The organism is uncultured Roseobacter sp. (assembly GCF_947495025.1).
Taxonomy (GTDB): Bacteria; Pseudomonadota; Alphaproteobacteria; order Rhodobacterales; family Rhodobacteraceae; genus Roseobacter.
On record NZ_CANLXG010000002.1, the window covers coordinates 666320 to 691236 of the forward strand.

Consider the following 24917-nt stretch of genomic DNA (forward strand, 5'->3'; position numbering starts at 1 on the left):
TTATTCCGCAGGTGTCGCGGCTGCTTCACCACCACCGGACTTTGCTTTTTTCGCGGCAAAATCGGCTTCGATGGTTTCAGGCTGCACCAGTGGTTTTTCGATGACGCCAAGAAGCGGCAGGATTACCAGGAAGTAGGCAAACCAGTAAGCCGACGCGATCAGCGAAATCGTGTTGAACGGCTCTTCGGCAGGCATCGCACCGACCCACATCAGGACGAAGAAATCGACCACGAGCAGAGCAAACCACCATTTGAACATCGGGCGGTAACGGCCCGAACGTACCGATGAAGTATCCAGCCACGGCGCCAGCGCCATCACAGCGATCGCACCGAACATCGCCATAACACCAAAGAACTTCGCATCAATGATGCCACCAGTGATGAAAGAGGCGAACTGTACAACCCAGACTTCGTCTGTGAAGGCACGCAGGATCGCGTAGAACGGCAGGAAGTACCATTCGGGCACGATGTGTGCGGGCGTCGCCAGCGCATTGGCCTCGATGTAGTTATCGGGGTGACCCAGGTAGTTCGGCATAAACCCGACAATCGCAAAGAACACCGCCATAATCACTGCCAGAGCGAACAGGTCCTTGATCACGAAGTATGGCCAGAAGGGCAGCGTGTCTTTCTCTGCTTCTTCCTTGGACGTCCGGCGGACCTCAACCCCTGTCGGGTTGTTGTTGCCGGTCGTGTGGAAGGCCCAGATGTGCACAACGACAAGGCCAAGGATCACAAAAGGCAGCAGATAGTGCAGCGAGAAGAACCGGTTCAGAGTGGCGTTATCCACCGCCGGCCCGCCCAGCAGCCAGGTCTGCAGCGCTTCACCGATGAACGGGATCGCACCAAACAGACCGGTGATCACGGTTGCACCCCAGAAGGACATCTGACCCCAGGGCAGAACGTAGCCCATGAACGCAGTACCCATCATAAGCAGGTAGATCAGCATACCGATGATCCACGTGATCTCGCGGGGGGCTTTGTACGACCCGTAATAGAGACCGCGGAAGATATGCGCATAAACCGCCACAAAGAACAGTGAGGCACCGTTTGAGTGCAGATACCGCAGCATGTAGCCGCCGTTCACGTTGCGCATGATGTGCTCTACCGACGCAAAGGCGTGGTCGACATGCGGCGTGTAATGCATCACCAGCACGATGCCGGTGACGATCTGCAGCACCAGCACAAATGTCAGAACGATGCCCCAGATCCACATCCAGTTGAGGTTCTTGGGTGTCGGGATCATCAGAGTGTCGTACATCAGGCCGACGATCGGCAGACGCCTGGCCAGCCCTTTTTCCCAGGCAGCCTTGGGTTCATAATGGTCGTGAGGAATTCCAGCCATGAGGTTTCTCCCTTAACCCAGTTTAATCGTTGATTCGTCGACGAATTCCGCAACCGGCACCGGCAGGTTGCGCGGTGCGGGACCTTTGCGGATCCGGCCGGATGTATCGTAGTGAGAACCGTGGCACGGGCAGAACCAGCCGCCAAAGTCACCGGCGTCACCAAGAGGCACACATCCGAGGTGCGTACAGACACCCATCATCACCAGCCATTCGCCGGCTTCATCCAGCGAGCGGTTCTCATCAGAGGCATCCGCATCAGCACGGCCGTTGGCGTTGTCCGCCAGCGGATCAGGCAGCTCGGAAACTTCGACGTCACGCGCTGCAGCAATCTCGTCTTCGGTACGGCGGCGGATAAATACCGGCTTTCCAAGCCATTTTACAGTCATCTGCGTCCCTGGCTCGATGCCACTCACATCCACGCGGATGGAAGACAGCGCCAGTACGTCGGCTGATGGGTTCATCTGGTTGACAAGTGGCCAGATGGCGGCACCTGCGGTTACAGCGCCCGCCCCGGCTGTGGCGTAATAAAGGAAATCCCTGCGGGTGCCTTCCTGATCATCTGCGTGCGACACGGGTTCACTCCATTTCATGGGCCTTTGAGGGCCTGTGTACTGTATCGGCCGCGCGCGCGCAGCCTGCTGATCCGGGTATGTAGCCGTGTGACGCCCACTCGTCCAGTAACCTTAGACGCGCAAACCGTCGCAGGCTGGCCCCGAACGCGAGAATTTCGGCTGCGTAACGGCCAAATCCTTATTAAGTGTGAATTCAGGCAGCCGGGGGGCGGGTTGCCTGCATCGACGGGCGCGAATCAAAATCTGCGTGCCAGGCGACAAGAGCCTCGTTTCCATCCCGCCAGTTTCGGGCGCCATGCCGGAAATCCACATAAGACAAAGCACATGCCACCGAAACGTGCGCCATGCTCACAGGCCCTTCGAGGTGGCCCATCCAGCGGTTGTTGAGCACCCCGAGTGCCCGGCTGACCTTGCTCCACTGGGCTTCGACCCAGCCATCCGACTGCTCATTTTCCGGACGCAGCTTGCGCTCATAGGCCATCGACACCGCACAGTCCATAATTCCGTCGCCGGTTGCCTCCAGCGTGCGGTTTTCCCAGCTTCCGGGGCCAACCGGGTACATCTGCCCGTCAAAAAGCTCGTTCAGGTATCCGCAGATGACCCGGCTGTCATACAAAGTGATGCCATCATCGCGCTGCAGGGCCGGGATTTTGGCCAGCGGATTTGCGGCAGACAGCGATGGATCTGACGCAAAAGCTGTGGTCGCGACAGTTTCAAGCGCAACCGCGTCTGATTTTTCCAGCTCGTGCAAAAGAACGACAACTTTGCGCACATAGGGGGACAGAGGTGAGTGAAAAAGCTTCATGGCGGATCCTTCTGGCTGCGCCGCGACACTAGCAGACCGTTCAGTCCTGTCCATTGGCCGCGCGCATCAGCGCCGCCAGCACGGCCAGATCGGTACCCTGGCCGAAAGCCTCTACGTGGTCCGCCGCCCGCGTACGCACCGCATCCGGCTTGTTCTGGTTGAGCTTCCATGTGCCGTCAACACCGCTCAGCCGCATCCGGCACGGCACAATGGCCCGCATCATACGCTCCATGACGCCGTCGCTCATTTTGCCGGTGGTCCAGGGCGTCTTGGGCAACAGGCGTTCCTCAAAAAGCGCGGACTGGCGATCAAGCAGCGCATGCAACTGGTCCTGTCCGATCAATTCCAGATCGCCGGTCAGATGAACCGCCACATAATTCCACGTCGGCACCTGATCGGGCACATCATACCAGTCGGGCGAGACATAGCTGTCGGGGCCCGAAACGGCCAGGCGCGCGGCAAGCGGTCCGTTTCTGAGCGCACGCGCGATAGGGTTTGAGCGCAGAAGGTGCAGCCACAGCATCTGGCCATCGTCGTCCAGCAGAAACGGAATATGCGCCATAAAGGGTTCATCTGCTCCGCTGACAGCCAGCACACCAAAGGCCCGCTCGCGTGCCCACGCGAGGTTTGTCTGTGCGTCCTGTGTGTGGAAAACCGGATTTGGATGCATCGCCCTGGTCTCTTTTACTGTTGCTTTTGCTCTTGCAGGGTTTTTTGTCGCCTGACAAGCTGGGTGCATTCTCAGGGCGGGGTGAAATTCCCCACCGGCGGTATACGGCCAAAAGCCGTGAGCCCGCGAGCGGCCTTTCATCAGAGAGGTGTCAGCAGATCCGGTGAAATGCCGGAGCCGACGGTTACAGTCCGGATGAAAGAGAATGCGGAACCACGACAGGCGCCCTGTGCCTGCGCGTGACCGTGATCGCCTTGGGTGGACGTGTCTGTACCAAAGGAGATCAATATGACACTCACCCGTTTCGCCTTTGTCAAAGCGCAGTGGCACTCTGATATTGTGGACCGTTCACTGGATGGTTTTCTGCAGCAGGTACCGGCAACGCAGGTCGACGTGTTCGACGTGCCGGGCGCTTTCGAAATGCCCCTTATGGCCCGGGATCTGGCTGCGACCGGAAAATACGGCGCTGTCATCTGCGCGGCATTTGTTGTGGACGGCGGTATCTACCGTCATGATTTTGTGGCGCAATCCGTTGTCGACGGCCTGATGCGCGCCGGGTTGGACACCGGTGTGCCGGTCCTGTCGGTGTCGCTGACACCGCACCAGTATCAGGAAACCAGCCATCACAACGCCATCTATCGCGCGCATTTTGTCACCAAGGGACGCGAGGCCGCCGACGCCGCACTCGGCATCCTCAAGACGCGCGAAGCTCTCGCAGCACAGGCGGCCTAGCCCAGATAGGCGCGCAATGCCGGCGGCGGGTTATCCATCAGAACCGCCGTCGGTTCCGGTGCATGCGCCCGCCCGCCTTCGACAAAAATGACCTCGTCGGCAATGCGCAGCACGTCTTCGGGTGCGTGGGTGACCATAAGCAGTGTTGCGCCCGTTTCGGTCGCAAGGTCCCGGACGAGGTCAAGCATTTCGCGCCGCAGCGCAGGGCCGAGAGCGGCAAAAGGCTCATCCAGCAACAAAAGCGGGCGGTTCTGAACGAGAATCCGCGCGAGGGCCGCCCTGCTCTGCTGGCCGCCGGACAGCGCACCGGGCCTGCGCATCTCCATGCCTTCCAGTCCCACACGCGCCAGAGCGCTTTTGATACGAGCCTGCTCGTCGCCGGTCAGGCGCAGCGCAGGACGCAGACCCAGCCCGACATTCTGCATCAGGGTCAGATGCGGAAAAAGATTGTTGTCCTGGAACAGCATCGAGACAGGACGGTCACCTGGTGCTGCCCCGGTAATATCCACGTTGTTCAGCGTAATCTTTCCGGACGCAGGCGGCACGAAACCACTGACAGCGCCAAGCAGGGTCGATTTACCCGCCCCTGAAGGGCCGATAACGGCGACACGTCGCCCCGTTGCAATGGTCATTTCTGCCGACAGCGCGAAACTGCCCTGTTCAATGCGCAGGTCTTCAAGTGTCAGCATGCCAGCGCCCTCCCCGGTCGCAGATCCAGAAAATGCCCAGCGCCATCGCCAGCAGGAGCAGCGCCGCACCGGCGGCAGCCTCAGTGCGGTAGGCGCTCATAAGCCGGTACATCTGCAGAGGCAGCGTCGTCCGGTCAGGATCAGAAAACAGCGCGATGACTCCCAGATCGCCCACAGACAGAGCACCTGTCAGCCCGGCCGCAAAGCCAATCTGCGTGCGGGCCCTTGGCAGGATCAGCCAGCGCCATGCCTGCAGGCCGGTTAAACCCAGCGTCACACACAGACGCCCATAGCCTGTAAGAGCGTCACGCACGCCGGGCACGATGATACGCAGGGCAAAGGGCAGCGCCATGAGCGCATTGACCACGGCTGTGACCGGCAGCGAGAGCGCAACGGGGTCAGCAACCGGATTGAGCAGGATGAACCAGCCCACGCCGAGCATGAGCGGAGAAGCAGACAGACCGATAAGACCCACGGCCTCGGCGCTGCCTTTGTCCCGGATCGCAATCCAGCCGGCGAGCGGCAGGGCCAGGGCGAGCATGACCACAATGCTGAGGCCGGCGACCCAGAGTGACGTAAACGCGGCCTGCCAGGCGGTTGCCGGAACATACACCAGTCCTGCGATACCCGACAGGGTCACTGCGGTCAGCGGGCCCAGCAGAAAAAGCCCACCGGCAAGAATTGCGGCGATATCCAGAGCACGCTGCAGTCCGCCGCGCGCATCGAAGCGCGTCACTTTGCGGTCCATCCCCGCCGTCATCGGAATATCCGGAATGACGCGCAGCGCCAGGACCGCCGCCGCGCCCGCCAGAACGAGCTGCAGTACCGACAGGAAGGCGGCCCGGGACAGATCGAACTCGAACCGGAACGCCTGATAAATAGCCAGCTCGATCGTCGTGGCCCTGGGGCCTCCGCCCAGGGTGAGCGCCACGGCAAAGCTGGTCAGGCAGATCACAAAGATAAGGGCGGCGGCCCCCGGCAGTATCCGCCGTATCATCGGCCATTCGAGCGTGTGAAAGATCATGCGCGGCGGCAGATCAAGCTGCGCTGCAAGCCGGAAATGTTCGCCTGGAATGCTCTGCCATCCCTGAAGCAGCAGACGTGTGGCGAGCGGCAGATTGAAGAAGACATGGGCCAGCACCACGCCGTGCAACCCGTAAATTGAGACTTCGGGCAGCCCGAAGAGCGCCAGTGCCTGGTTCAGCAGGCCGTTCCGACCGAAAATCGCAAGCAGGCCGAGAACCGCGACAATGACGGGAAGAATAAAGGGCGCACCCAGCAGCGTGATAAGCAGCCCTTTGCCCGGCAATTCCCGCCGCGCCAGAGCGCGGGCCAGCGGTATGGCAAGAACGACAGAAAACAGGGCGGAAAGCGCCGCCTGGAACAGGGTGAACCTGATTGCCGCCCAGTCCGCCGGGCCCAGCCCGCTACCGGGTCCGGCCCTAAGACCGATGCCCACAAACGACAGCATGACCACCGCGACGATAAGTGCCGCAGCGATCAGGCCGGATCGGCCGGTTACTGGCTGAGCGCTGCGCGCCATGTCTCGATGGCCTGCGCCTGAAGCTCTGTGGCTTCTGCTTCGCTGTAGAACAGAACATTTTCAGGCAGGTTCAGCTGCGACCAGCCTTCAGGCCACTGGTCCTTTGGCAGCGCCGCGGGCAGCGACCAGTTCGCCGTCGGGATCATCGACTGAAAATCACCCGACATCACATAGGCCATAAAGGCATCCGCCAGTTCAGGCTGTTCCGTTTTGGCGATTTTGCCGACTGTTTCGACCATGAAATAGTGCCCCTCGGGGAAGATCGCGGCCTTTTTGGTGAAATCTTCTTCGGCGAACATGTGATAGGCGGGCGAGGTTGTGTAGCTGAGCACCATATCGGCCTCGCCGTCTGTGAACATGCCATAGCTGGTGGACCAGTCTTTGGTCACGGTCAGAATTTTTGGCGCCAGCTGCGCCCAGGCTTCGTCTGCCTTGTCGCCATACACAGCCTGCACCCAGAGCACCAGGGCGAGACCGGAGATGGATGTGCGCGGGTCCTGGATGACGATTTTCACATCATCCGGCAGCGCCAGCATTTCCTCGAAACTCGCCGGCGGCGCATCCATCAGTGTCTCGTTATAGATGAAGGCCGTGTGGCCGTAGTTAAACGGCAGGAAAGTATCGTCGCTCCATTCCACCGGCAGTGTCAGTGCGCTGTTGTCCTGGCCGTGCGCGCCGAAAAGCCCGGTGGCCCGCGCTTTGGCCGTCACATCCGATGTCAGACCGATGACCACATCTGCCTTAGTCCGCTCGCCTTCAAGCAAAAGGCGCGGCAGCAGATCGCCGGTCGACCATTGCAGGTCGCATTCACAGAAAGCTTCAAAGCCCTCTTCAATCATCGGGCCGGGCCCCCATTCGGAGGTAAAATAGTCGCCTGCGTAAACAGTCAGCACAGGTGTGTCCGCCCAGGCCTGGCTGGCGCAGAACAGGGTGGCAGCAATTACAGAAGTCTTACGCATGATCATTCCTTTTCATATGCGTCAGACGGCGAAAGAGGATGATCAGGTCAACCTTCCCTCCGCCGGTCTTAACCGGTTCAGGTTCTACGGGTCCGCGTGTTACGCATCTCAGCCGGAAAGGCCCCCCGAGGTGCGATCAGACGTAAAGTGCCACCGCGGGATTGGCAAGCGATAAGGTCTTGAGGCGCGTCGCAGGCCCCGATAAGCACCTGGGTCAGAGGAGCAAGCTCATGTCGATGAACAGTTTTGGCCATCTTTTCCGTGTGACAACCTGGGGTGAAAGCCACGGGCCGGCGCTTGGCGCGACGGTGGACGGCTGCCCGCCAGGCGTGGAAATCGACGCGGCGATGATCCAGCAATGGCTGGACAAGCGCAAACCCGGCCAGAACAAATACACGACCCAGCGGCGCGAGGCCGATGAGGTCAGGATCCTGTCGGGCACCTTTGAGGGCGTGACCACCGGAACGCCGGTGCAGCTGATGATCGAAAACACCGACCAGCGTTCAAAAGACTACGGAGACATCAAAGAGAAGTTCCGCCCGGGTCATGCGGACATCACCTATTACCAGAAATATGGCGTACGCGATTACCGCGGCGGCGGTCGCTCGAGCGCGCGCGAGACCGCTGCGCGCGTGGCGGCAGGTGGTCTCGCGCGCGCAGCACTCCGCTCACTGGTCCCCGCGCTGGAGATCAAAGGGTACATGACCCGCATGGGCGCACATGAAATAGACCGCGACCGCTTTGACTGGGCGCAGATTGACGAGAACCCCTTCTGGGTGCCGGACGCCAAAGCTGCAACGGACTGGGCGACCTATCTGGACGGTCTGCGCAAATCGGGCAGCTCGGTAGGCGCCGTCATAGAGGTTGTTGCACGCGGGGTACCAGCCGGACTGGGTGCCCCTGTTTACGGAAAGCTCGATACCGACCTGGCAGCGGCGATGATGAGTATCAACGCCGTAAAGGGTGTCGAAATTGGTGAGGGCATGTCAGCGGCGATGCTGACCGGCGAGCTGAACGCAGATGAGATCTCAATGGGGCCGGACGGGCCGGAATATTCCTCAAACCACGCAGGCGGCATACTCGGCGGCATCAGCACAGGGCAGGACATCGTGGTCCGGTTCGCCGTAAAGCCGACCTCGAGTATCCTGACCACCCGCCGGACGATCACGAAATCCGGCGAGGACACCGAGATCATCACCAAAGGGCGGCACGATCCCTGTGTTGGTATCCGCGCGGTACCTGTAGGTGAGGCGATGATGGCCTGCGTGATCCTCGATCATCTGCTGCTGCACCGCGGACAGGTCGGTGAAAACAAGGGCCGGATCGGCTAAAAGCCGTCAGCGCGCTCTGAGCAGCTCTTCGATTCCGCGGCCGCTCTGCTCCACAATACCCAGCGGCAGACATGAACGCGCGAGCACCCTGAGACCGATATACTGAGTCAGCAGAACATTGGCGAGCGTGGCCCGCGCATCGGGCTGCATGGTGTCATGCAGAGGCGACGCCGACAGCGCCACGGCCAGAGCATCGCGGATCCGGCGCAGACCATTGTTCACAGCCGCCGCGATCTCAGGGTCAGACATTTCATTTCCAGCCGCTGCGGTACACAAAAGGCAACCGCGCCGGTCACCATCACTGACCGCCTGCACGACGCCCTTGAACAACCCCAGCACCCTGCGGCGGCCGTCCGGGACGCTGATATCTGTGAGCCGCCGGACGGCTTTATCCACGGCAACAGTCTCGTAGTGATCAAGCACCCGCAGATACAGCGACTTTTTATCCTGAAATGCCTTGTACAGACTGCCACGGGTCAGACCCATCCCTTCGAGAAGGTCGGGCAGAGAGGCATCCTCATACCCTTTGGCCCAGAAAACGTCAGCAGCTTTCCGGATTGCCTCGTCTGTATCGAATTCTCTTGGTCGCGCCATGGCACCCTCATGTTTTCATGTCGCCCCTATATAATTGGGAACTAATCGATACACAATCACAGTTTTGTGTATTGTACCATTCGGTTCCTAATTCTATATGTCGCTCATCGGAACCGCAGAAATGGACAAAAACATGAAAAACCTCGTCACAGCCGTACTCATCGCCGGCCTCACCGCACTGACAACCTTTGGCGCACAGGCCGACACCAGCAGCACCTTCACAGGCGCGAGCGACCACATCACCACCGGTAAGGTAACGATCGTTCGCAATGACGACGGCACCGCGACCGTCACCCTGCATGAAGATTTCTCACTGGACGGCGCGCCCGACCCGCGCGTGGGTTTTGGCAAAGACGGTGAATACGCGCTCGAAGCTGACCTCGGCGCTCTGAAAAACCTGACTGGCAAACAGACCTACATCGTGCCGGCCTCCGTCAACCTAGACGACTACAACGAAATTTATATCTGGTGCCTGAAATTCTCGGTACCGCTCGGCGTTGCTGCGCTGAACTGATATGCCTCTGATCAGGCGCCGTTTTCCCTTGCGGCGCTTGATCTTTCCCCGCCAGAGGCGCAAAGAACTCCTATGCCCTCTGACCTGACCCAGAACAGACCCGGCCGCGCCATAGCTCTCAAGCTGGCCGCGGTCTTTCTCTTTATGGTGATGGCCGCGATCATCAAAGCCGTCTCGGACGAGGTCCCGCCCGGCCAGGCCGTTTTTTTCAGATCATTTTTTGCCATTCCGGTGATTACCCTCTGGCTCTGGCAGCGCGGGCAGCTGCGCTATGGCCTGGTGCCGTCCAATCTGATGGGGCATGTCTGGCGCGGACTTTTTGGCACCTCGGCTATGGGACTTACCTTTGCCGGACTGGGCCTGCTGCCGCTGCCCGAAGTGACCGCCATCGGCTATGCCACGCCAATTTTTGCAGTGATTTTCGCTGCCGTTTTTCTGGGTGAGCGTATCCGCCTTTTCCGCCTTTCCGCTGTGGGTCTCGGCCTGATCGGCGTCCTGATCGTGATCGCGCCGCGCCTGAGTGTTGGTGCAGATACGCTTTCTACGGCTGCGACCGCCGGGGCACTGATGGTCCTTGCCGCATCTATTCTGCGGGCGCTCGTGCAGATCCATGTACGCCGCCTGGTGCAGACGGACCACACGGCCGCAATTGTGTTTTATTTCTCTGTGACAGCAAGCTGCATCGCCCTGCTCAGTATGCCGCTGGGTCTGATATACAGCCACCCGTCGCTGGTCTGGGTCGTACCTCCGGGCTGGGTTGTGGGCATGATGATTTCTGCCGGGCTGGTGGGCGGTGTCGCACAGATCATGGTGACGTCGTCTTACCGGTTCGGCGGCGCCTCGATGCTGGCACCATTTGACTATGCTTCCATGATTTTTGCTGGTCTGATCGGATACGTGGTCTTTGACGAAGTGCCGACCGGCCCCATCATCATTGGTGCTGCACTGGTGATTGCCGGCGGCATTCTGATCATCTGGCGCGAGCGGCAGCTCGGACTCGACCGGAGCAAATCAAAGCCCAACCAGACCCCGACCGGCGCGCCTTGAACAACAACGGCATACGCCTAGCTTTCTGGCATGGACAAGCGCCGTGACCTGAGACCACCCATCGGGCAGATCACCACGGGCACCGAGCTGCGCAGGTGGTACTGGCTAAAACCGGAACTGGAGGCACATGCCAGGGCTCTGGGGCTGCGGCACACAGGGGGCAAGTTTACAATTCTCGACCGGCTGGCACACTTTCTCGATACGGGCGAGACCGTCTGGCCCGGGGACAGACGCACCACGCCGCGATCCCGTTTTGACTGGCACAGTGCGGAGCTGACACCCGAAACTGTGATCACCGACAGTTACAGAAACTCGCAGAACGTCCGCCGTTTCTTCAAAACGCATGCGGATCCGGCATTTAAGTTCAACATCGCTTTCATGAAATGGATGAAATCCAACACAGGCCGGACGCTTGCGGAAGCAGTCTCGGAATACCACCGCATGAAGGCCGAAGAGGCGCAGCCCGGTTTCCAGTCTGAAATTGCAAACCACAACCAGTTCAACCAGTACACCCGGGACTTTCTCGCAGATAACCCGCACATGGGCATGAAAGAGGTGCGTCACTTCTGGGCGCTGAAAAAGGGGCTGCCTTCAGACACCGGACGTCACGTCTATGAACGGTCCGACCTCGACCTCTGAACCTCCCGGCACTTCAGATCAGCGCGCGTGGCAGGCCGATGCCTCGACGATCAGGCCGTCCTGGCCGAACCGCAGGGTCTCTGCCGCCAGGACGCCGTGCTGGTTGCGATAGGTAATCACCATCATCCCGTGCCCGTGAAGCACATCGACAACAACGAATGACAGATCAGGCTGTTGTTCCAGAGCCGCTGCCCAATAGGCCCGCAGCGCATAGCGCCCAAAAAGCTCGCCGCGCCCGGTCAGGCGCATCGCCTTCTGAGAGCGAAAGACCACATCCGCGCTGTAGTGGGCGAGGATGCGGTCAAGATCGTGGGAGTTCCACGCGGCTTCCCAGGCCTCGGCAAAGGCTGCATAGTCCACGCGGTTACGCGCGAACCAGTTTTTCGTACCCTTCGGCGATGTCGCGCGTCAGGCTGCCGACCTCAAAGTTATAATCCCCGATCTGTCCGACCGGTGTCACCTCGGCAGCGGTGCCGGTCAGCCAGCACTGCTCGAACCCTTCCAGCTCTTCGGGCATGATGTGACGCTCATGCACTCTGATCTGGCGGTCTTTCAGCATACCGATGACGGTCTGGCGCGTAATGCCGTTGAGAAAACAGTCCGGATCAGGTGTGTGCACTTCTCCGTCTTTAACAAAGAAGATATTCGCGCCCGTCGCCTCGGCCACATAGCCGCGATAGTCAAACATCATCGCATCAGAACAGCCCCTGGCCTCGGCCGCATGCTTGGACATGGTGCATATCATATAAAGACCCGCCGCCTTGGCATGGCTCGGGATCGTCTCCGGGCTGGGGCGCTTCCACTTTGAGATGTCCAGCTTTGCGCCTTTCATCTTGGCGTCACCATAATACGCCCCCCACTCCCACGCAGCGATGGCCAGACGGACAGGGTTGCGCGCAGAGGCGACACCCATGTCCTCGCCAGCGCCACGCCACGCAATCGCGCGCACATAAGCGTCCTGCAGACCGGAAGCGGCGAGAACCTCGACCTTGGCGGCCTCGATCTCGTCGACAGTCCAGGGGATCTCAAAATCGATCATCTCGGCGGAACGCTTCAGACGCTCGGAGTGTTCGCGGCTCTTGAAAATCTTTCCGTTATAGGCCCGTTCGCCTTCAAAAACCGACGAGGCATAGTGCATGGCATGGGTCAGGATATGGACGTTTGCCTCGCGCCAGTCGATCATCTGGCCATCCATCCAGATCGTTCCGTCACGGTCGTTATATGCACCCGCCATCTCATTTCCTTCCCGGGATCAGATCTAAATTTCCAGATGTTGCGCAAATTACGTCCGGTACGGACATATAATTGCGCAAAACCTGCGATTCGATATCGCTTCATACTTGGAATGTCAACAAGACTGACGTATGCTGTAACAAACCTGAGACGTCAAAGCGGGGATGACGACATGGCCGAGGGACAGGCACCAGCCGGCTATCGCAATGAAAACCTTCTGTTTCTGACGGACGAGCAGTTGCGCCAGGGGATTGAGGCAATGTTTTTTGCCTACCGTGGCTTTACCGCCGATCCTGACAGAATTCTGGCGGACATGGCCTATGGACGGGCGCATCACCGCGCTGTTCACTTTATCAACCGTGCGCCCGGCACCACTGTGAATAACCTTCTCAACATTCTTGGCGTTACCAAACAGTCACTGAACCGGGTCTTGCGCACCCTGATCGAGGATGGTCTGGTAGAGAGCAGGATCGGAAAGGCCGACAAGCGCGAGCGGCACCTGTTTCTGACAGAGGAGGGTAAAGCACTTGAGCAGAAACTGTCGGATGCACAGCGGGCGCGGATGCGAATGGCATTTCGCGACGCAGGTCCGGATGCAGTCGCCGGCTTTCGTCGGGTGCTCGAGGCTATGATGGATAAAGAAATGCGGTTCGCCTACACCAGACTGAAAGATACAACGACATGAGCGATTTTGACGCGCATCTCCTGATCGTCGACGACGACGAACGTATCCGCACCCTTCTGCAGAAGTTTCTGATCCGCAACGGTTTTCTGGTCACTTCAGCCCGCGACGCGGCACACGCAAGGCGCATTTTGTCCGGCCTGGATTTCGACCTTATTGTCCTCGATGTGATGATGCCGGGCGAGGATGGGCTGGAACTGACGCGCTCCCTGCGTGAAAACAACGCGGTGCCGATCCTGCTGCTGACTGCCAAAGGCGAAACCGGCAACCGCATCGAAGGTCTGGAAGCCGGTGCGGACGACTACCTGCCCAAACCCTTTGAACCGCGCGAGCTGCTGCTCAGGATCAACGCAATCCTGAGACGTGTGCCCGAAGCACCGGCGGACGAGACCGCGCCCAAGGTCCTGACGCTCGGCCCGATACGGTACGACATGGAGCGTGGAGAGATGTGGCGCGGCGAAGAGCTGGTCAGGCTGACAGCAACTGAAATACTGCTGATGAAGATTTTCTCGGGCAACTGCAACGAACCCATCAGCCGGGCACGTCTGGTTGAGGAACTGGGACGTGACCGGGGTCAGGCCCAGGAGCGGGCTGTGGATGTCCAGATCACCCGGTTGCGCCGCAAAATCGAGGCCGACCCGAAACAGCCCCGCTATCTGCAGACGGTGCGTGGCGCGGGATACATGCTGGCACCTGAATAAGCGCGACCGGCCGGTCTGGCGCGCGGTGTCCTAACCCGGTATATGTGCCGGTGAAATAAGAGCCGGAACACCACGATGTCAGATACCCCCGTAGCAGAAATGAGTTTTGAAGACGCAATGGCAGAACTTGAGAAAGTTCTGGGCCAGCTGGAACGCGGGGATGTGGCGCTGGATGAGAGCATCGCACTCTATGAACGTGGCGCAGCTCTCAAGGCCCGCTGCGAGACCAAGCTGAAAGAAGCCGAGGAGAAGGTCGCGGCCATCACCCTGGACGGGGACGGTCAGGCCACCGGAACAAAACCTGTCGAAGGACTCTGAGGTGTTTGAGACACGACTGGGTGCTGCCGCGCGGGCAGTCCAGGCATCCTTTGATGCAGTGCTGGGTGGTATGCCGAGGGTCCCTGTTGTTGATGCGATGGCGCATGCCGTCAACGGGGGCAAAAGACTGCGCGGTTTTCTGGTGCTGGAAAGCGCCCGCCTGCATGACACCGGTGAAGACCAGGCGATCTGGCCTGCCACGGCCATCGAAGCGCTGCATGCCTACAGTCTGGTGCACGATGATCTGCCCTGTATGGACGATGATGATCTGCGGCGCGGCCAGCCGACGGTTCACAAAAAATGGGATGACGCTACTGCGGTTCTGGCAGGTGACGCGCTGCAGACCCTGGCCTTCGAACTGGTTACCCGTCCTGAATGCAGCCCTGATGCAGCGGTCCGTGCGGACCTTGCGCTGACCCTGGCCCGGGCCGGCGGCGCGCAGGGCATGGTGCTGGGACAGGCGCTGGACATTGCAGCTGAAACCAGCCCGGATCCGCTCGGACTCGATGAAATAACAACTCTGCAGCAGGGAAAAACGGGCGCACTGATCGAATGGTCGGCCACAGCCGGCGCACGCCTGGCCCGAGCAGACACCGGCCCGCTGAGCGCTTATGCCCGCGCGCTCGGCCTTGCGTTCCAGATTGCCGACGATCTGCTGGATGTAACCGGCGACAGCGCTACAGTTGGCAAGGCGGTCGGCAAGGACGCTGACGCCGGCAAAGCGACGTTCGTCTCTCTGCTAGGTGTCGACGGCGCACGCGCAAGGGCCGGCGCGCTGGTCGAAGAAGCCTGCGACAGCCTGGCAGGTTACGCAGACCGCGCCGAAACCCTAAAAGAGGCTGCCCGCTTTGTCGTGACGCGGACGCACTGAGGAACCAGACGATGGCCGACAGACCCGATACTCCGATGCTCGACAGGATCACGCGCCCGGCAGATCTCAAAGGTCTCAGCGACCGCGAACTGCGTCAGGTCGCGGATGAGCTGCGGTCAGAGACGATCTCGGCTGTGTCTGTCACTGGCGGTCATCTGGGCGCAGGCCTCGGCGTTGTGGAACTGACCGTCGCATTGCACGCAGTATTTGACACACCACGCGACAAGCTGATCTGGGACGTGGGACACCAGTGTTATCCGCACAAAATCCTCACCGGCCGGCGCGACCGGATCCGCACGCTGCGCATGAAAGACGGGCTGAGCGGTTTCACCAAACGCAGCGAGAGCCCTTATGATCCGTTTGGCGCCGCGCACAGTTCGACCTCGATCTCGGCCGCACTGGGGTTTGCCGTGGCGCGGGATCTGGGCGGCGTAGTCCCCGAAGGTCTGGGGGACGCTATAGCAGTGATCGGCGACGGCTCGATGAGCGCTGGCATGGCCTATGAGGCGATGAACAACGCCGGTCACCTCAAAAAGCGCCTGATCGTCATTCTGAACGACAACGAAATGTCGATTGCCCCGCCTGTGGGGGCCATGTCTTCCTATCTCAGCCGCCTCTACGCCGAAGAACCGTTCCAGGACTTCAAAGCCGCTGCCAAAGGTGCGGTCAGCCTGTTGCCGGAACCCTTCCGCGAAGGCGCGAAACGCGCCAGGGATGTGCTCAAGGGAATGGCCGTCGGCAATACGCTCTTTGAACAGCTGGGCTTTTCATACCTCGGCCCGATCGACGGTCACGACATGGATCAGCTGCTGCCTGTTCTGCGCACGGTAAAATCGCGCGCCACCGGTCCTATTCTGATCCACGTCCTGACCAAAAAGGGCAAAGGATACGCGCCTGCGGAAACCGCGCGCGACAAAGGCCACGCGACCGCAAAATTCGATGTGGTCACAGGCGAGCAGAAAAAAGCGCCGTCCAACGCGCCGAGTTATACAAAGGTCTTTGCCGAAAGCCTGCTGCAGGAGGCGGCGGGCGACGACAAAATCTGCGCGGTCACAGCGGCGATGCCAGACGGTACCGGTCTGAACCTGTTTGCCGAACGCTATCCCAGCCGGTGCTTTGACGTGGGCATCGCCGAACAGCACGGTGTTACTTTCTCTGCGGCCCTTGCGGCGGGCGGGATGAAGCCATTCTGCGCGATGTATTCCACATTCCTGCAACGCGGGTACGACCAGGTGGTGCATGACGTAGCGATCCAGCGCCTGCCCGTCCGCTTTGCCATTGACCGCGCCGGTCTTGTGGGGGCCGATGGGGCCACCCATGCCGGTTCGTTCGACATCGGGTATCTGAGCAATCTGCCCGGATTTGTGGTTATGGCTGCCGCGGATGAAGCAGAGCTGAAACACATGGTTGCGACCGCCGCCGCGCACGATGACGGCCCGATTGCCTTCCGGTTCCCGCGCGGTGAAGGCAAGGGTGTCGACATGCCCGAGCGTGGCGAGGTGCTGGAGATCGGCAAGGGCCGGATCATCGCAAAGGGCGCGCGCGTCGCATTGCTGTCCTTTGGAACACGTCTCGCGGAAACCGAAGAGGCCGCCGAGGCCCTGCTCGCCCGGGGGATATCCCCAACCATTGCCGACGCCCGGTTTGCCAAACCGCTCGACAGGGATCTCATTCTGCAGCTGGCCGCAGATCATGAAGCGCTTATCACCATCGAGGAAGGTGCCGTGGGCGGCTTTGGCAGCCATGTCTCGCAGCTGCTGGCCGAGGAAGGCGTTTTTGATAACGGCCTGAAATTCCGCTCCATGGTCCTGCCGGATATCTTTATCGACCAGGCCAGCCCGGCAGACATGTATGCTGTTGCAGGCATGAACGCCGCAGATATCGAAAGCAAAGTGCTGTCGGTGCTGGGCATCGCGCAGATCGGCGAGGCGCGGGCCTAGTCCTCCTGCGCCAGCATCTGCTGCAAACCGGTGCGATAGTCGGGATAGATCAGCTCGACACCCAGCTCATTAAGAATGAGGTCGTTGCGCACTTTTTTGCTCTCGGCATAAAAGCTGCGCGCCATGGGTGTCATATCGGCCTCATCGAAATTCACCGTCGGAGGCAGCGGCACGCCCAACAGCTCTGCCGCATAGGCCAGCACGTCCTGCGGCGGTGCCGGATCATTGTCACAGACGTTGTAGATCGCTCCCGGACGCGGACGCCGCATCGACGCCTCAAGTACCTGCGCGATATCGTCGACATGGATGCGCGAAAACACCTGACCCTCTTTGATAATCCGCCGCGCGGTCCCGCTCCGCACCTTTGCAAAAGGGCCGCGCCCGGGTCCATAAATCCCCGCAAGCCGGAAGATATGCAGCGGCAGACCGGGAACATCCCGCCAGGCCGCCTCGGCCTCAACGCGGGCCTGCCCGCGCTTTGTCGCAGGGGTCAGGGCTGCGGTCTCGTCGACCCAGCCACCGTGATGATCCCCGTAAACGCCCGTGGTAGACAGATATCCGGCCCATTCAAACCCGCTGGCCGCCGCCTCAACCGCCGCACGGCATTCCGCCAGAACGGGGTCGCCATCCGGCCCGGGGCCTGCTGAAATCAGCAGGGCATCGGCGGCCCGCAGGTGTTCCGAAAGATCGCTGCCTGGCCAGATCAGCGGCGCCACGCCGGTCTGCCGGATGGCTTCTGCCTTTTCCTCAGACCGCGTTGTTCCGATCACGCGCCAGCCCTGCGGCACCAGACGGGCCGCCAGAGCGCGTGCACTGAACCCATGGCCAAGAGAAAGAAGCGTTTTGCTCATATCCGGAAAGTGACCCTCACAGGCGCGATGCGCAAGCCCGGTTTCAGCGTCCTTTCCAGACAGGATCCCGTTTTTCCGCAAAGGCGCGCGCGCCTTCCAGCTGGTCCTCGGAAGCATAAAGCCGGTCAACCGTCGCGAGCTGCCGGCCAGTGATACGGTTCATGGCATCCTGAAACTTTGCGTCCTCGGCATCGCGTACGATCTCTTTGATCGCCGCATAGACCAGCGGCGGACCCGATGCCAGCAGGTCGGCCAGAGCACGCGCGCGGTCCATCAGATCGGCTGCCGGCAGAATTTCGTTCACCAGGCCCCAGTGTTTCGCCTCCGCCGCGTCAAACCAGCGCCCCGTCAGCAAAAGCTCCATTGCAATGTGATAGGGGATGCGTTTCGGCAGTTTGACCGAAGCGGCGTCCGCAACTGTTCCGGATCGAATTTCAGGAAGCGCGAACTGAGCGTGATCTGCGGCCAGGATCATATCCGCACTCAGCGCCAGTTCCAGACCGCCCCCGCAGGCGATCCCGTTCACCGCCGCAATCACCGGTTTGTTGAGGTCGCGCAGCTCCTGCAGACCACCAAATCCGCCGACGCCATAATCACCATCTACGGCGTCACCATCTGCCGCCGCCTTGAGATCCCATCCCGGGCAGAAAAACCGGTCACCTCCACCGGTAATGATCGCAACACGCAGATCCGGATCATCCCGGAATGCAGCGAAAACCTCCCCCATCTGCCGGGACGTCTGCAGATCGATCGCATTGGCCTTGGGGCGGTCCAGGGTGACCTCGAAAACCGCTCCGCGGGTTTCTGTTCTGATCGGGTTCATCATTGCTCCTGTTCGTTTACTCCGGCGCCAGCACGACCAGCGCGTCAGCAGCCACTGCCGACTGCTGCGTACAGATGAGCGGGTTGACCTCAGCTTCGCTGATCCGGTCAGCCAGCGCAATCACGGTCTCCTGCAGGGCCAGTATGGCGGAAACAATTGCCGGCAGGTCCGCCGCGGGCCTGCCACGATAGCCCTGCAATACCGGCCAGCAGCGCAGTCGCCGGAGTGCATCACCGATCTGTGCAGTACTGGCAGGCACCAGCAGCGACACGCGGTCCTGCAAAAGCTCTGCCGTGACACCACCGGCGGCTATCGACAGCACAAATCCATGTGCCGCGTCGCGCGTGATACCGATCAGCAGCTCTGTGACACTGTCGCCCACCATTTCCTCGATCAGGTAAGCCGGCATCCCCATGCTCGCCACAGCACCCGGTAATTCGCAGTGCGACAACCCCAGACGCACACCACCGCTTTCTGATTTGTGCGCGTCACCCAGGGTTTTGACCACCAGCGGCGCCAGAAGATTGGCCGCCAGGCTCTCAGGACTGTCAGTTTCGGTACCTCTGACAAAGCGCGGGACAGGCATGCCATACTCTGCCAGCAACGATTTGCCCTCCGCCTCCGTCAATATCTGCCCGGCCCGATCAGGGCCCGGGCTCAGCGGCGGATCCGCCTCTGGCGCTCGGCACCTCGCAGCCGCTTCTGCTGCGTGCACTGCCTCGGACAGACCACAGAGGGGAACCACACCACCAGCCATCAGTTCCAGGGCCACATCGTCCGGCATCAGTTCCGGCAGGGTGGCCGCCACGGCAACAGGGCATTTTCCGGCTTTGCCCACTGCAAGTGCCGCCGCTGTCGCGCTCGCCCAGTCGCTGGCATCTGTATGAGGATAATCCACGATGATCACCAGAAGCCCGATGTGATCTGCCGCCATCGGCAGCCATGCATCGATCATCCGGTCCACATCCCCCCAGATATACGTGTGGTAATCCAGCGGGTTGGCCAGAGCCACCATCGGACCCAGCGCGTCTGCCAGTGCCGTCGTCTGATCTGGTAACAATGCCGGGAAATACACATCGCACCCCTCGGCAGTGTCCGCGATCAGGCTGGCTTCACCACCTGAGCAACTGATCGAGGACAGCGCGCGCGATTTCAGCGGGCCGGCGGAATGCAGCACCTTGAGTGTCTCGAGAAAGGTCGGAAGATCCCCGACACGCGGAATACCAAGATATTCCAGCAATGCCTGTGCCCCTGCGTCGCTTCCGGCCATTGATGCTGTATGCGAGACCGTCGCGCGGCGCGCCTGCTCGGACGCACCGGCTTTCAGAGCGACAAGCGGCACACCACGCTCGAACGCGCGCCGCGCCACTCTGTGCCAGGCCGACGGATCGCCAAACCCTTCAATATGCAGGCCAATTGCCGTAACGCGCGGATCGTCCAGTAGCGCCATGGCGATGTCTGCCTGCGAGGTCTGTGCCATATTCCCACAGGTGACGACCATACCAAGGGGCAAGGCGCGTTTCTGCATGGTCAGATTAATCGCGATATTCGAGCTTTGGGTCAGAATGGCGACACCGCTCTCACAGGGCCGGCATCCATGCTGATCCGGCCAGAGCAGCGCGCCGTCGAACGCATTGATATACCCGTAGCAGTTCGGTCCGAGGACGGGCATATCACCGGCGGCCATGATCAGCTCCGCCTGAAGACCTCCGGCTTCTGTGTCTTCATTGCCCGCCTCCGAAAATCCCGAGGCAAAACAGACCGCCCCTCTGGCTCCCATTCCGGACAGTTCCCGGATGACCCCGACAGTCTGGTGGCGGTTCACGCCGACAAAGACTGCGTCCGGGGGTGCAGGCAGATCACCCACCGTGCTGAAGGCGGTCACCCCCTCGACAGGATCAGGGCGCGGATGAACGCGCCAGACATCGCCATCAAAGCCCATGAGACGCAACTGGCGCAGAACCTGACGGCACCAGTTACCGCCGCCGATCACTGCGACAGAGCGCGGCCGCAACAAACGCGAAAGATCACGGCGCACGGGTAATCCCCCGGCATCTACTGGCCCCTGAGTTCTTCACCGAAAGCATAACGGCTCAGGCTCCCAGCGCCCGCAGGAGGTCCCGGCTGATGATGTGGCGCTGTATCTCCGAGGTGCCATCCCAGATCCGCTCGACACGTGCATCGCGCCAGAACCGCTCCAGCGGATAGTCATCCATCAGACCCATGCCGCCGTGCACCTGGATCGCCGCATCTGTGACCCGTGCCAGCATCTCAGAAGCATAGAGTTTTGCACTCGCGATCTCCCGGTTCGCCGGCAGGTCTTTGTCCAGACGGTCTGCAGAGGCCAGCGTCAGCAGGTCCGCCGCATCAATCTCGGTGATCATATCCGCGAGCTGAAAGCTCACGCCCTGGAATTTTCCGATTTTCTGGCCAAACTGTTCGCGCTCGGCCGCGTAGGTCAGCGCATAGTCAAACACGCGCCGCGCCCGGCCCACCGACATCGCGGCAACGGTGATGCGTGTGGCATAGAGCCATGTGTTCATCACCTCAAACCCGCCATCAACCGCGCCCAGCACCTGAGCATCCGGCAGGCGGCAGTCGTCGAAATCAAGGATCATGTTTTTGTAGCCGCGGTGGCTGACGGATTTATACCCGTCCCGGATCGTGAAGCCCGGCGTGCCGCGATCGACCAGAAAGGCGGTGATCCGCTTCTTCGGTCCCTTTGGTGTCTGATCCTCGCCGGTCGCAATAAATACAATGATGAAATCGGCATGTTCCGCACCGGAAATGAAATGCTTGGTGCCATTCACAACCCAGTCACCGCCATCACGCACGGCCGCACATTTCATGCCCCGCACGTCCGATCCTGCCCCGGGCTCTGTCATCGCCAGAGCATCCATACGCTCGCCGCGCACGGCTGGTAGCAGATAGCGCTCCACCTGGTCGCCCTCGCAGGCCATCAGGATATTCTGCGGCCGGCCAAAGAAATGGTTCAGCGCCATGGAACCACGACCCAGCTCGCGCTCCACGATAGCAAACTCCAGATGGTTCAGGCCCGCACAGCCCACACTTTCAGGGAAGTTGCAGGCATAAAACCCCAGGTCGATGGTCTTTTGTCTGATCTCCTGCGCGATCTCTTCAGGCACTTCACCGGTCCGTTCAACCAGTTCCTCATGCGGATAGATCTCGTTTTCAACAAAACTGCGGACGGTCTCCGCAATCATCTGATGCTCATCAGAAAGCCCGTAGTGCATTATCTTTTCCTTGCCTGCAGACGCGCCTTCATGGCCGCTTTACCTGCGTCAGTACCATCGTGAAACGAGCCAAAGAGCTTGTCCCAGGGCACATCCAGATTGCCGTAGTTCACCTCAAAGTACCGGTGGTGCAGCTGGTGGTGAAAGTTTCCCAGATGCATGCGCTTTCTGTTCCGGAACACCAGCCCCTCGAACCCGGTGTGCGAGGTGATCGCGAGCAGTCCGTAAAACATCAGATGAAAAATCAGATGCACGGGGTGTGTGGGCAGCACCAGATGAATGATCACCGTGCCGAAATAGAACAGATGCTCGACCGGGTGCATCGACAGCCCGGACCAGGGCCCGATATCCGTGTTGCGGTGGTGCAGCGCATGAAAGCGGTAAAACAGGTCCGTGTGCAGCAGCCGGTGAATCCAGTAAAAGTAAAAACTCTCCCAGATCGGTATCAGAAAGAAAAAGGCGACAAACCAGACCGGGTTTGCGGCAAAGCTCGTTGATGGCACGACCCCGTTGGCCAGACCCCACCAGATCAGCGCCTCCAGAAGCGACCAGACGGTCACGCCCGAAGCCAGCGTCCAGATCATGTTGTCCTTCACCTGGTCGTTCAGTGTGAACATCCGGCCCTTGCGCGGAAAGGGGCGCGGATCGTATTTCAGGTTTTCGCCCTGCACCGCGTAGCGGTGAAACCACAGGTGCAGCGTCCCGGCCACGACCGAGACGATCACAAAATTCCGCACCCAGATCAGTGCGATCCACCCGGGCGCCAGGCGGGCGGTCTGTTCCAGCGTCGGGCTGGCCACCTGCCAGGTCGCAAAGGCGAGGCCCAGGATTGCCATGTTGATCGTCAGGAAAAACCAGCTGTCCGTGTACCATTTCAGCGCAGCCAGCGGTTTCGGCGGCCATTGCCACAGCGGCGAGACCTCGATCGCGCCATCTGGGCGGTAATTCCATTCCTGTCGGGCGCTCATGTGTACATCTGCTTTTTGCGCGCGCGGGTCTCGGCAGTAGCCTGTTCGGATCCATCATGGAAAGACCCGAACCACCGGTCCCAGGGCATTTCTACAGTGCCGTAGTTGCATTCAAAATAGCGGTGGTGCAGCTGGTGGAAAAAATCACCCATCTTTGCCCGCTCACGTTCCCGGACGACCAGTTGGTCAAAGCCCGAATGGGAAAAGACCGGGTGAACCGACTGCATGTACCCGTGAAAGAGCACGTGTATCGGATGGCTGGGTACCACCAGATGAATCAGGAAGTTGGTGTAGAACAGAAAATGCTCAACGGGGTGCATCGAAATCCCCGACCAGGGCCCGACATTGACGTTCCGGTGATGCAGTGCATGGGCGATTTTATATAGCGCTGGCACATGCAGCAGGCGGTGCACCCAGTAAAAATGAAAGCTGGACCAGATCACCAGAAGCGGGAACATCAGCACAAACCAGACGGGGTTTTCCGGAAACAGAAAGGACGGCGCCCAGCCGTTGGCCATGGCCCAGAACACCAGCCACTGGGCAATCGTCCACTGCGTTACACCGCTGGCCAGCGACCAGAACACATTGTCTGCCACCTGGTTGCGGAAGGTAAAGATGCCGTTGTCCCGCGCCAGATCCCGCGGGTCATATTTGGTGCGCTTGTCCTGCGCACGCCAGTGATAGAGCCACATGTGCAACCCGCCTGCGCAGATCAGCATCGGCAGCAGGTTGGCCAGCCAGACCCGGACCATCCAGCCGGGCGCGAATGTCTGCATCTCGCCCAGCGCGGGCAGCAGCGCAAACCAGATCGCGACAGACAGGATCACCGTAACCGTCGTCGTGGATAACGCCAGCCAGTAGGCGGCATACCATTTCACAACCGCACGCGGTTCGGGCGGCCAGGAAAAAAGCGGGTTGCTGGCCACCGCCCTGCCCGGATGGTAATGCCAGCGCGCCGCCTCGCCGCCCGCATCGAAATCAGCTGGCATAGGGGGAGCCTTCTTCGTCCAGGATCGCCTTGAGCTCTGCCAGATGACGGATGTCCTGCTCGGGGTACTGTTCGATCTCCCGCGCGGTTTTCTCGGCAACCTCATCGGGCAGGACACGCAGGGGTTTGCCGGTCTGCAGCGCCAGGATGTATGTCTGGCAGGCGCGTTCGAAATAGAACATCCGGTTGAACGTCTCGGCCACCGTGTCGCCGATGATCATGATGCCGTGGTTGCCCATGACCATGACCTTCTTTTTCGGGTCATCAAACAGCTGCGCACAGCGCTCGCCTTCTTCCTCGAACGCCAGACCGCCATAGTTCTCGTCGACGACGACACGGTCAAAAAACATCGCACCATTCTGATCCACGGGCGGCAGACGACTGTCTGCGAGAGAGGCAAGCGCGGTGGCATAGGGCGAATGCACGTGCATCGCACAGCGCGCATGCGGACAATGGCGGTGCAGGCCCCCGTGCAGACCCCAGGCGGTCGGGTCCGGCGCATCCGGCCCTTCGAGGGTCTCCGGATCGTTGGCATCGACGACAATCAGATCACTGGCTTTGATCCGCGAGAAATGCATCTGATTGGGGTTCATCAGGAACTTTGTGCCGTCGTCATTAATTGCCAGGCTGAAATGGTTCGCCACAGCCTCGTGCATATTCAGCCGCACGGTCCACCGAAAGGCCGCAGCCAGATCCACACGTTCCTGCCAGTTTTCCATGTTCGGGCGCATTTCAGTGACGGACATGCCGGTTCCTCCTGTCAGACACGCATATCTCAGCATGGGTCCGGGCTTCTTGACCAACGAAAAAAATTCACGCTATGCATTAGTTGAACTTATGCATGAGTTATG

The 24917-nt window shown here is 60.3% G+C and carries 27 protein-coding genes and 2 riboswitches; of the genes, 10 read left to right on the top strand and 17 right to left on the bottom strand.

From position 1 onward, the window contains the following. From petB to Q0792_RS11460, 4 genes are all read right to left on the bottom strand, one after another. Positions 1-1341, bottom strand: a complete 1341-nt coding sequence (petB, locus tag Q0792_RS11445; protein WP_298840368.1) for a cytochrome b — start codon at positions 1339-1341, stop codon at positions 1-3. A 12-nt stretch (positions 1342-1353) separates the two neighbouring features. Further along, a complete protein-coding gene (gene petA / locus Q0792_RS11450; protein WP_298840370.1) occupies positions 1354-1914 on the bottom strand; it encodes a ubiquinol-cytochrome c reductase iron-sulfur subunit in 561 nt (186 codons plus the stop codon). Positions 1915-2107: 193 nt separating this feature from the next. Then, the gene (locus Q0792_RS11455; protein WP_298840372.1) at positions 2108-2719 is read right to left on the bottom strand and encodes a glutathione S-transferase; all 612 of its coding nucleotides are present in this window, start codon (positions 2717-2719) and stop codon (positions 2108-2110) included. 40 nt (positions 2720-2759) lie between these two features. Further along, positions 2760-3389: an FMN-binding negative transcriptional regulator gene (locus tag Q0792_RS11460; protein WP_298840374.1), complete on the bottom strand. Its 630-nt coding sequence runs from the start codon at positions 3387-3389 to the stop codon at positions 2760-2762. Between the two features lie 63 nt (positions 3390-3452). After that, positions 3453-3600: riboswitch (FMN riboswitch) on the top strand. Positions 3601-3677: 77 nt separating this feature from the next. Between Q0792_RS11460 and Q0792_RS11465 the strand changes: the two genes are divergently transcribed. Further along, a complete protein-coding gene (locus Q0792_RS11465) occupies positions 3678-4121 on the top strand; it encodes a 6,7-dimethyl-8-ribityllumazine synthase (protein WP_298840376.1) in 444 nt (147 codons plus the stop codon). On the opposite strand, the gene thiQ is transcribed toward Q0792_RS11465, so the two are convergent. The 3 genes from thiQ to Q0792_RS11480 are packed head-to-tail and all read right to left on the bottom strand — an operon-like array spanning position 4118 to position 7312. Further along, complete coding sequence (thiQ, locus tag Q0792_RS11470; RefSeq protein ID WP_298840377.1) at positions 4118-4810, bottom strand: thiamine ABC transporter ATP-binding protein; 693 nt, start codon at positions 4808-4810, stop codon at positions 4118-4120. The two genes, Q0792_RS11465 and thiQ, sit on opposite strands and share 4 nt — an antisense overlap. Next, positions 4797-6353, bottom strand: a complete 1557-nt coding sequence (locus Q0792_RS11475; RefSeq protein ID WP_298840378.1) for a thiamine/thiamine pyrophosphate ABC transporter permease ThiP — start codon at positions 6351-6353, stop codon at positions 4797-4799. Before Q0792_RS11475 ends, thiQ begins: the two co-directional genes overlap by 14 nt. Beyond that, positions 6329-7312 carry a thiamine ABC transporter substrate binding subunit gene (locus tag Q0792_RS11480; protein WP_298840380.1) on the bottom strand — a complete coding sequence of 328 codons (984 nt, stop codon included), beginning with the start codon at positions 7310-7312 and terminating at the stop codon, positions 6329-6331. Before Q0792_RS11480 ends, Q0792_RS11475 begins: the two co-directional genes overlap by 25 nt. Positions 7313-7349: 37 nt before the next feature. Beyond that, a riboswitch (TPP riboswitch) is annotated at positions 7350-7450 on the bottom strand. A gap of 92 nt (positions 7451-7542) precedes the next feature. Between Q0792_RS11480 and aroC the strand changes: the two genes are divergently transcribed. Next, the gene (aroC, locus tag Q0792_RS11485; RefSeq protein WP_298840382.1) at positions 7543-8643 is read left to right on the top strand and encodes a chorismate synthase; all 1101 of its coding nucleotides are present in this window, start codon (positions 7543-7545) and stop codon (positions 8641-8643) included. Between the two features lie 6 nt (positions 8644-8649). On the opposite strand, the gene Q0792_RS11490 is transcribed toward aroC, so the two are convergent. Further along, on the bottom strand, positions 8650-9237 hold the full coding sequence (locus Q0792_RS11490; RefSeq protein ID WP_298840384.1) for a TetR/AcrR family transcriptional regulator: 588 nt from the start codon (positions 9235-9237) through the stop codon (positions 8650-8652). A 133-nt stretch (positions 9238-9370) separates the two neighbouring features. On the opposite strand from Q0792_RS11490, the gene Q0792_RS11495 reads away from it, so the two are divergent. The 3 genes from Q0792_RS11495 to Q0792_RS11505 all read left to right on the top strand — a co-directional run bounded on the left by Q0792_RS11495 (position 9371) and on the right by Q0792_RS11505 (position 11437). Further along, positions 9371-9751, top strand: a complete 381-nt coding sequence (locus tag Q0792_RS11495) for a DM13 domain-containing protein (protein WP_298840387.1) — start codon at positions 9371-9373, stop codon at positions 9749-9751. A gap of 72 nt (positions 9752-9823) precedes the next feature. Beyond that, a complete protein-coding gene (locus Q0792_RS11500) occupies positions 9824-10798 on the top strand; it encodes a DMT family transporter (RefSeq protein WP_298840390.1) in 975 nt (324 codons plus the stop codon). A gap of 30 nt (positions 10799-10828) precedes the next feature. Further along, on the top strand, positions 10829-11437 hold the full coding sequence (locus Q0792_RS11505; protein ID WP_298840393.1) for a DUF6434 domain-containing protein: 609 nt from the start codon (positions 10829-10831) through the stop codon (positions 11435-11437). Positions 11438-11455: 18 nt separating this feature from the next. Here Q0792_RS11505 and Q0792_RS11510 read toward each other — a convergent pair whose 3' ends face one another. Together Q0792_RS11510 and Q0792_RS11515 are read right to left on the bottom strand one after the other, a co-directional pair. After that, on the bottom strand, positions 11456-11797 hold the full coding sequence (locus Q0792_RS11510; RefSeq protein ID WP_298840396.1) for a nuclear transport factor 2 family protein: 342 nt from the start codon (positions 11795-11797) through the stop codon (positions 11456-11458). A gap of 4 nt (positions 11798-11801) precedes the next feature. Further along, a complete protein-coding gene (locus Q0792_RS11515; protein WP_298840399.1) occupies positions 11802-12671 on the bottom strand; it encodes a branched-chain amino acid aminotransferase in 870 nt (289 codons plus the stop codon). Positions 12672-12842: 171 nt separating this feature from the next. On the opposite strand from Q0792_RS11515, the gene Q0792_RS11520 reads away from it, so the two are divergent. From Q0792_RS11520 to dxs, 5 genes are all read left to right on the top strand, one after another. Beyond that, entirely contained in the window at positions 12843-13355 is a 513-nt protein-coding gene (locus Q0792_RS11520; protein WP_298840400.1) for a MarR family transcriptional regulator, read from the top strand. After that, on the top strand, positions 13352-14053 hold the full coding sequence (locus Q0792_RS11525) for a response regulator (protein WP_298840402.1): 702 nt from the start codon (positions 13352-13354) through the stop codon (positions 14051-14053). The genes Q0792_RS11520 and Q0792_RS11525 overlap by 4 nt, the downstream gene beginning before the upstream one ends. Before the next feature lie 75 nt (positions 14054-14128). Beyond that, positions 14129-14371: an exodeoxyribonuclease VII small subunit gene (locus Q0792_RS11530; RefSeq protein WP_298840404.1), complete on the top strand. Its 243-nt coding sequence runs from the start codon at positions 14129-14131 to the stop codon at positions 14369-14371. Positions 14372-14441: 70 nt separating this feature from the next. Further along, positions 14442-15242, top strand: a complete 801-nt coding sequence (locus Q0792_RS11535; RefSeq protein ID WP_298841859.1) for a polyprenyl synthetase family protein — start codon at positions 14442-14444, stop codon at positions 15240-15242. Positions 15243-15253: 11 nt separating this feature from the next. Beyond that, entirely contained in the window at positions 15254-17182 is a 1929-nt protein-coding gene (gene dxs, locus Q0792_RS11540; RefSeq protein WP_298840406.1) for a 1-deoxy-D-xylulose-5-phosphate synthase, read from the top strand. Here dxs and Q0792_RS11545 read toward each other — a convergent pair. The 7 genes from Q0792_RS11545 to Q0792_RS11575 are packed head-to-tail and all read right to left on the bottom strand — an operon-like array spanning position 17179 to position 24812. Further along, the gene (locus Q0792_RS11545) at positions 17179-18033 is read right to left on the bottom strand and encodes an SDR family oxidoreductase (RefSeq protein ID WP_298840409.1); all 855 of its coding nucleotides are present in this window, start codon (positions 18031-18033) and stop codon (positions 17179-17181) included. The two genes, dxs and Q0792_RS11545, sit on opposite strands and share 4 nt — an antisense overlap. Before the next feature lie 43 nt (positions 18034-18076). Further along, positions 18077-18856: a carnitinyl-CoA dehydratase gene (locus Q0792_RS11550; protein WP_298840411.1), complete on the bottom strand. Its 780-nt coding sequence runs from the start codon at positions 18854-18856 to the stop codon at positions 18077-18079. Between the two features lie 16 nt (positions 18857-18872). Beyond that, complete coding sequence (locus Q0792_RS11555) at positions 18873-20894, bottom strand: acetate--CoA ligase family protein (protein ID WP_298840412.1); 2022 nt, start codon at positions 20892-20894, stop codon at positions 18873-18875. 55 nt (positions 20895-20949) lie between these two features. Beyond that, the gene (locus Q0792_RS11560; RefSeq protein ID WP_298840413.1) at positions 20950-22110 is read right to left on the bottom strand and encodes an acyl-CoA dehydrogenase family protein; all 1161 of its coding nucleotides are present in this window, start codon (positions 22108-22110) and stop codon (positions 20950-20952) included. After that, entirely contained in the window at positions 22110-23078 is a 969-nt protein-coding gene (locus tag Q0792_RS11565; RefSeq protein WP_298840415.1) for a sterol desaturase family protein, read from the bottom strand. The genes Q0792_RS11560 and Q0792_RS11565 overlap by 1 nt, the downstream gene beginning before the upstream one ends. Continuing rightward, a complete protein-coding gene (locus Q0792_RS11570) occupies positions 23075-24067 on the bottom strand; it encodes a sterol desaturase family protein (protein ID WP_298840417.1) in 993 nt (330 codons plus the stop codon). Before Q0792_RS11570 ends, Q0792_RS11565 begins: the two co-directional genes overlap by 4 nt. Then, complete coding sequence (locus Q0792_RS11575) at positions 24057-24812, bottom strand: class II aldolase and adducin N-terminal domain-containing protein (protein WP_298840419.1); 756 nt, start codon at positions 24810-24812, stop codon at positions 24057-24059. The genes Q0792_RS11570 and Q0792_RS11575 overlap by 11 nt, the downstream gene beginning before the upstream one ends. Positions 24813-24917 lie beyond the last annotated feature (105 nt).